The organism is Streptacidiphilus anmyonensis (assembly GCF_000787855.1).
Taxonomy (GTDB): Bacteria; Actinomycetota; Actinomycetes; order Streptomycetales; family Streptomycetaceae; genus Streptacidiphilus; species Streptacidiphilus anmyonensis.
Genome location: NZ_BBPQ01000045.1, coordinates 4,401 through 10,303, shown reverse-complemented (window position 1 = coordinate 10,303; position 5,903 = coordinate 4,401). Strand labels below are relative to the sequence as shown.

Genomic DNA, 5,903 nt, shown 5'->3' with positions numbered 1-5,903 from the left:
CCGCGCGCGGGTCGGCGGCGGCTGGAACATCTACAACCAGCTCGTCGGCGTCCGCGACATCACCGGCCGCGGCTACCCGGACCTGGTGGCCCGGGACTCCTCCGGGGCGCTCTGGCTGTACCAGGGCACCGGCAAGTCGGCCGCGCCCTTCGCGCCGCGCACGGCGATGAACGGTGGATGGAACACCTACAGCATCCTGCTCTGACCCACGCCCAAGTGGCTCTCTTCTTCGCGTTGTCGGCGCCGTGGGCGTCAATGGGCACCCGTGACGACGTGCCGTCACAGCGGAGCGGCCGCTTCGCGGGCTCGACGTGTGGCGACGGGGCGTTGGCGTGAGGTGCCGGCTGCGCTGTACGTGGTGGCGGGTGTGTTCACGTTCTACTACCTGCTGCCGGCGCTGGGGATCCGGCAGTGAGCTGGGCGTTCTGAGTGCCAGGAGGGGCGGTGGATCTTGATCGGTCCACCGTCCCTCCTGGCGTGCGAGGTTTGGCGCCTCAGCGTCGCGCGGACGTGCCGTCGCGGATCTGTTCATCCGGTTCTCCCTGGACGAGTGAGCGAATGCTCTGGATGATCAACTGGTGACCACCCCGGAGACCGTCGTCGAACGCCAGCTTGCCGCCTACAACAGCCATGACCTGGAAGCCTTCGCGGCGACGTATGCCCCCGACGTCTGTGTGAGCCGCCGCAGCGGCGACCGTCTGCTTGGGCGCGACGACGTGCGGGAGGCGTACGCCGAGATGTTCGCCAAGGGCCGCTGCCGGGCGGAGATCGTCGGTCGACTCACCGAGGGCGACTGGGTGGTGGACCACGAGATCGCCCACGGGATCACGGACGACCCCGTTCGCGTGCTGGTCGCCTACCGCGTCCGCGACGGTCTGATCGACCGCGTCGATTTCCTGGGCTGAAGGTCCGACCTGGACGAACAGCCGAGTCGCGGCCCAGATGGTCCCCGGGTCAACGGTTGGCGGTCGGGAACTGGCCGGCCAGCGGGTTGGTGTAGGTCTTGGCGGGCATGCAGGTCGGGGCAGGGCTCTTCATGAGGCCTGCCTCCAGCTCGCGGAAGCCGTCGGCGGGGTCGGTGTCGGCCAGCGGGAAGTAGACGAAGAGCTGCAGGTCGGTCGGGATGAGCTGCCGGTGGACGGTGAGCACGGTGCGGCGCCCCGCTGAGCTGATCTGCCAGCCGGAGGTCGCCACCGAGGGCGCGGGGCTTTCGGGCGCGGATGCATGGCAACCGGGCTCGCCGGCGTAGACACGGCTGTGGATGCCGAGACGGTCCAGATCGCGCTGCAGCCGGGAGGTGTCGACCGGCCGGGTCGGGTCGAGGATGGTGAGCGTCACGACGTCGCCGGCGCTGCTCTGCAGGATGTAGGCCGCGTCCACGATCCTGGTGGGCGCCTGGCCGTGGGTGGCGCTGTCGGCCGGTGCGGACCGGGCGGTGTGACCGGCCACAGCCGCCAGGGCAGCCACGGCGGCCAGCCCTACGGGCAGCGCCAGACGCAGCCTCAGGGTGAGACGCACGGGCCGCTGGGACTTCTCGTCGATGGTGTCCATCAGATGTTCCTTCAGCAGGAGGTGGCGGCGGGGGGAGAGCTTCGGCACAGCGGCGGCCGGCAGCAGCCGGGCCATCTCCTCCCGTTGGGCCTGCTGGGGCAGGTCACGTGGGGTGGCGCTCATCGGCTCGTCTCCTTGGTCGACCGGACCGCGATCGCGCGGACACCTGCTACCTGTCCGGTGGCTTCTGTACGTTGCACTCTCTCCGAGCGCGTCGCTGCCAGTTCCTCCGCGGTGAGGTGGCGCAGCCGACTGCGAGCGCGCGAGAGGCGGGAGCGGATCGTGCCGACCGGCTTGTCCAGAGCCTGGGCAACGGTCGCATGGTCCAGGCCCTCCCAGACGCACAGGGCGAACACCTCGCGCTCGGCCGGACGCAGTCGTTCCAGAGCGGACTTGGCCGCAGCGAGCTGCTCGGCATCGGCGATGCGTCCGGTCAGCTCGGCGGCGAAGTCGGGGATCGCCTCGCGGGGCGGCAACTTGGCGAGTGCGTTCTGATGGCGGCGTGCGGCGCGGCGGGTGTTGCGGATGACGTTGCCCGCGATGGCGAAGAGCCACGGGCGCAGGCTCTCCCCGTCGGCCTCGACCCGCGCCCGCAGGCGCCACGCTTCAAGGAAGGTCAGCGACACGACGTCCTCGGCCATGGCCCAGTCCGCGGTCAGGCGGACGGCGTACCGGTGCACCGCGCCCGCGTGATCATCAAAGAGCTCTCCGAAGGCCACCGCGTCCCCGGCTCTGATCCGGGCGCGTATCGATTTCTCCACACCCCTGCCTGTCCGGGCACCGCCCCCCGTTGCCGTGACGCGCGTCACATGATCCGTGCGCGAGCACGTTACCCGAACATTCAAGTGAATCCGGGCCGCTCGCCGGTTGAACCCGGCGGGCGGCCCTTCGGGCGTCCGGAGTCAGGCTGAGGACGGGACGAGAGGACTTCACCATCCTTCTCTGCCACCGCGGATCCGAGTCGGTCAGTCGGACTCGGTTTCTGACTCCTCGCCTGAGTCGGTGTCTGAGTCGTCCGACTCGATGTCCGAGCGGTCGGTCGGCAAGTCGTCGACCAGGACCACGTCTCCGTTCTGAAGCAAACTCCCATCCGTTGGCTGCCGGGATTCGCCCGTTCTGATCACTGCGCTGACAGTGATCGACTTCTTGTTTGAGAGTTCTCCCACCGTGATGGCGTCCGGCACGCTCAGAACGAAGGATTGCCCGTCGTTCGCGCGCAGCGTGATGCTGATGGAGGGCATCCCCAGCACCTCCTAAATGGACGGCCGACCGTGAGTCGGCTGTGGCTGTCTGTTGGGTGGTCCCTAGGGGCCAAGGGCGCCGACCTCTCCAAGCCTGGCGGCCGCCCGGGCGAGCCGGAACGGCTCTCAGGGCAGCCGATAGGGCGACGCGGACTGCCTTTTCGGCCTCCCGGCGAGTGCGCTCCCAGGCGCGCAGGTCCTCAAGGAGGCTCGGGGCCCGGTCCGGCCCGGCGAGGCGCGAGGCGTCGACAGCATTCGAGACGCCGTTGTATGGGAGCGCTCCCAGGCCTACGCTCGCCCGCGCCGGAACAGTTGCGGGCGAGCGTCTCGCGGAGGTGATCGACGTCGAAGTCCCAAGGCGGGCGACTTCGAGCAGCGCCCCCGGGGTCCATGGGCCGGGCCGACCGGAGGTTGTCAGCGTGTTTCACCGAGGCCACGGGAGGCCGGCATGGACCAGACGCCCACACCTTTCACGGAGGCGTACCCGGAGGCGGCTCGGCGACCTGTCAGCGTGATGGCCGTGGCCTCGTTCGCCTCTTCGCTGTTCGGGGCTCTGGGCGCCGTGGTCGGCGCGGTGCTGGGCGTGCTGGCGCTGCGCCGGATCGATCGGCAGGGCCTGCGGGGCAGAGCCTTCGCATGGACGGGCCTCACCGTGTCCGCCCTGTGGCTGGCCCTGCTCGTGGGCCTGGTCGTCGTGTACCACTCAGCCTCGGGCACTGTGGTGTCCGGTCACCTGTGACGCTTCGCGTCTCCGATCACCGACGGGATCCGGGACCAGAGCTCACTTTCCGCATGCGCAACCGGGCCGACATCGAGCGGCGCATCCGCGGCGCCCTGCTCACCCAGCTCTGCATCGAGGCTGGTGGATGAGGTTCCGGCGGGTCTCCCATCGCCGGACGGGCGGGTGGCGTGGCTCTGGCCGCAGGCCTGCGGCGGGCGCGAAGATGGTTGATGACGGTTGCCGATCGCCTGACGGGGCATGGCAGCCAGAGCACGATGCTTCACCTGCAGGACACGCCGACTCAGCGCCCAAGTGCCACGGCTGGGAGGACGCATGCCCGACGAATCGCCCCACGCAGCAGCACTCGACATCCCGCCCGACGCACCGCCCGAGGAATCGCCTGGCGAACCGCCCGACGAACCGCCCGACGAATCGCCCGATGACGGAGCCGTTCGCGACGTCACGGTGCGGCTGGAGACCGCCTACCGGGACCGATGCAGTCCCGAGCAGGTGTCCGCCGCGGTGTCCGCCGCCTTCGAGAAATTCAAGGACAGCAGGATCCGGGACTTCGTGCCGGTTCTCGCCGAGCGCTCCGCCCGCGTCGCACTCGACGGCCAGGCGCGCGCCGGCCAGCGACCCTGACCCACGGCGCGTGCCCCAGCCCCGGGACCGAATCGGAACACGGCGCCGTTGGCGCGCACCGTCTGGCCCGAGACCCAGCCGGCCGTTGCCAGATCGAGTCCGGGGTCTCCGCGCCGCGGAAGAAGTCGTTGTCGACCGGACCCGGGGCGACCACGTTGACGGCGATCCCGCGCGGGCCGAGCTCCTTCGCGACGGCGACGACCATGCGCTCGACCCCGGCCTTGGTGCCCGAGTTCAGCCCGTAGGGGGCCGGTCATGACGGAGGTGGGCGTCGCCGACATCACCACGCAGCGGTCGTCGTCCGCGATACGCAGAGCCTGCGGTTTGTCCCTCCACTTGTCGCTCCACGCTCAAGTAGGTGCCCAGCGCGGCGTAGCGGCTGGCCCGCAGGTCCTCACCCGCATTCGGTGTGCTCAGGTTTGGTTGCTAGATTGCGCAACCGTGCAACTGAACCGGGGGACTTCAGCGTCCCCAAGGTTGCCACCTGCCGTCGAGTGAGGGAAGTGACGATGACCGTGGACCGGGAGGACGCCGTACCCGGCTCGCGCCGCGCCGGCCATGCCGTGCCTCAGGGCCGCGCCGTGCCCCGGGGCCGTGCGCCCCAAGGTCCCAAGGGTGCCTTCGGGCCTCCGGGGGCTTTCGGACCTCCGGGTTCCGGGGCGCCCATCCGTCGAGGCGGGTCGCGCAGCCGCGCGCGGCGCGTCGCCAAGGTCGGCGGCATCGTCCTGGCCGTGCTGGTGCTGATCGCGGCGGGTGTGGGCACCTGGCTCTACAACGAGCTGAGCGGGAACATCAACACGGTCTCCCTCGGCGGCAACGCCAACCTCGGCACCGAGAAGGCGGACGCCTTCGGCCGGACTCCGATCGACATCCTGGTGCTCGGCACCGACGCCCGGAACACGGCCGAGGACTGCCGGCTCGGCGGCGACTGCGGCAGCGGCGGCTACGGCAACGCCGACGTCGAGATGGTCGTCCACATATCCGCCGACCGCTCCAACGCCACGGTGATGAGCATCCCGCGCGACACCATGGTCCACGTCCCGGCCTGCACCGACCCGAAGGACCCGAAGAACTCCACCCAGGGCTACTACGGGATGATCAACAGCGCCCTCGGTTACGGCCCGCTCTGTCAGATGCAGACCGTCCACCAGCTGACCGGCATCCCGCTGAGTCACTTCATGATGATCAGCTTCTCCGGCGTGGTGAACATGTCCGACGCCGTCGGCGGCGTGCAGGCCTGCGTCAACAACAACGTCTACGACACGTACTCCCACCTCAAGCTGGCCAAGGGCAGCCACACCCTCAAGGGCGTCGCCGCGCTGGAGTTCGTGCGCTCCCGGCACGGCTTCGGCGACGGCAGCGACCTGGGCCGCACCTACGCCCAGCACATGTTCCTGTCCTCGCTCATGCGCAAGATGAAGAGCGCCGGAACCCTCACCGACCCCACCGCCCTGTACAGCCTGGCGAACGCCGCCACCAAGGCCCTCACCGTCGACAGCAGCCTCGGCAGTGTCGGCTCGCTCCTCGGTCTGTCCGCTGACGTGGCCAAGGTCCCGACTGACCGCATCACCTTCACCACCATGCAGACCATGGCCGACCCCAACAACAGCGCACGGGTCGTGCCGGCCCCCAGCGCGCAGGCGATGTTCGGGGCCATCGCCAACGACCAGTCGCTCAGCGGCGGGTCCGCCGCCAAGCCCTCGTCCCCCTCCGCGGCCGCCAGCAGCGCGCCCGCCGAGCCCACGGTC

Annotated in this window: 8 protein-coding genes and 1 pseudogene; 5 read left to right on the top strand and 4 right to left on the bottom strand. The window is 69.9% G+C overall.

The genetic code is table 11. From position 1 onward, the window contains the following. Positions 1-205: pseudogene (locus TR50_RS47140) on the top strand (FG-GAP repeat domain-containing protein); the annotation flags it as partial. Positions 206-578: 373 nt separating this feature from the next. Further along, entirely contained in the window at positions 579-905 is a 327-nt protein-coding gene (locus TR50_RS29295) for a nuclear transport factor 2 family protein (protein WP_042428791.1), read from the top strand. A 49-nt stretch (positions 906-954) separates the two neighbouring features. On the opposite strand, the gene TR50_RS29290 is transcribed toward TR50_RS29295, so the two are convergent. From TR50_RS29290 to TR50_RS29280, 3 genes are all read right to left on the bottom strand, one after another. Next, complete coding sequence (locus TR50_RS29290) at positions 955-1,674, bottom strand: hypothetical protein (protein ID WP_042428788.1); 720 nt, start codon at positions 1,672-1,674, stop codon at positions 955-957. Continuing rightward, entirely contained in the window at positions 1,671-2,312 is a 642-nt protein-coding gene (locus tag TR50_RS29285) for an RNA polymerase sigma factor (RefSeq protein WP_042428785.1), read from the bottom strand. The genes TR50_RS29290 and TR50_RS29285 overlap by 4 nt, the downstream gene beginning before the upstream one ends. A gap of 204 nt (positions 2,313-2,516) precedes the next feature. Beyond that, complete coding sequence (locus TR50_RS29280; RefSeq protein WP_042428783.1) at positions 2,517-2,792, bottom strand: hypothetical protein; 276 nt, start codon at positions 2,790-2,792, stop codon at positions 2,517-2,519. 448 nt (positions 2,793-3,240) lie between these two features. On the opposite strand from TR50_RS29280, the gene TR50_RS29275 reads away from it, so the two are divergent. Both TR50_RS29275 and TR50_RS47525 read left to right on the top strand, forming a co-directional pair. Continuing rightward, positions 3,241-3,531, top strand: a complete 291-nt coding sequence (locus TR50_RS29275; RefSeq protein WP_084701165.1) for a DUF4190 domain-containing protein — start codon at positions 3,241-3,243, stop codon at positions 3,529-3,531. 315 nt (positions 3,532-3,846) lie between these two features. Continuing rightward, the gene (locus TR50_RS47525) at positions 3,847-4,155 is read left to right on the top strand and encodes a three-helix bundle dimerization domain-containing protein (protein WP_162484982.1); all 309 of its coding nucleotides are present in this window, start codon (positions 3,847-3,849) and stop codon (positions 4,153-4,155) included. Here the strand turns inward: TR50_RS47525 and TR50_RS44715 are convergent. Further along, a complete protein-coding gene (locus TR50_RS44715) occupies positions 4,058-4,393 on the bottom strand; it encodes an SDR family oxidoreductase (RefSeq protein WP_269084821.1) in 336 nt (111 codons plus the stop codon). The two genes, TR50_RS47525 and TR50_RS44715, sit on opposite strands and share 98 nt — an antisense overlap. Before the next feature lie 493 nt (positions 4,394-4,886). On the opposite strand from TR50_RS44715, the gene TR50_RS29270 reads away from it, so the two are divergent. Continuing rightward, positions 4,887-5,903 (top strand): LCP family protein (locus tag TR50_RS29270; RefSeq protein ID WP_369405792.1); only part of this gene is annotated, 1,017 nt, incomplete at its 3' end.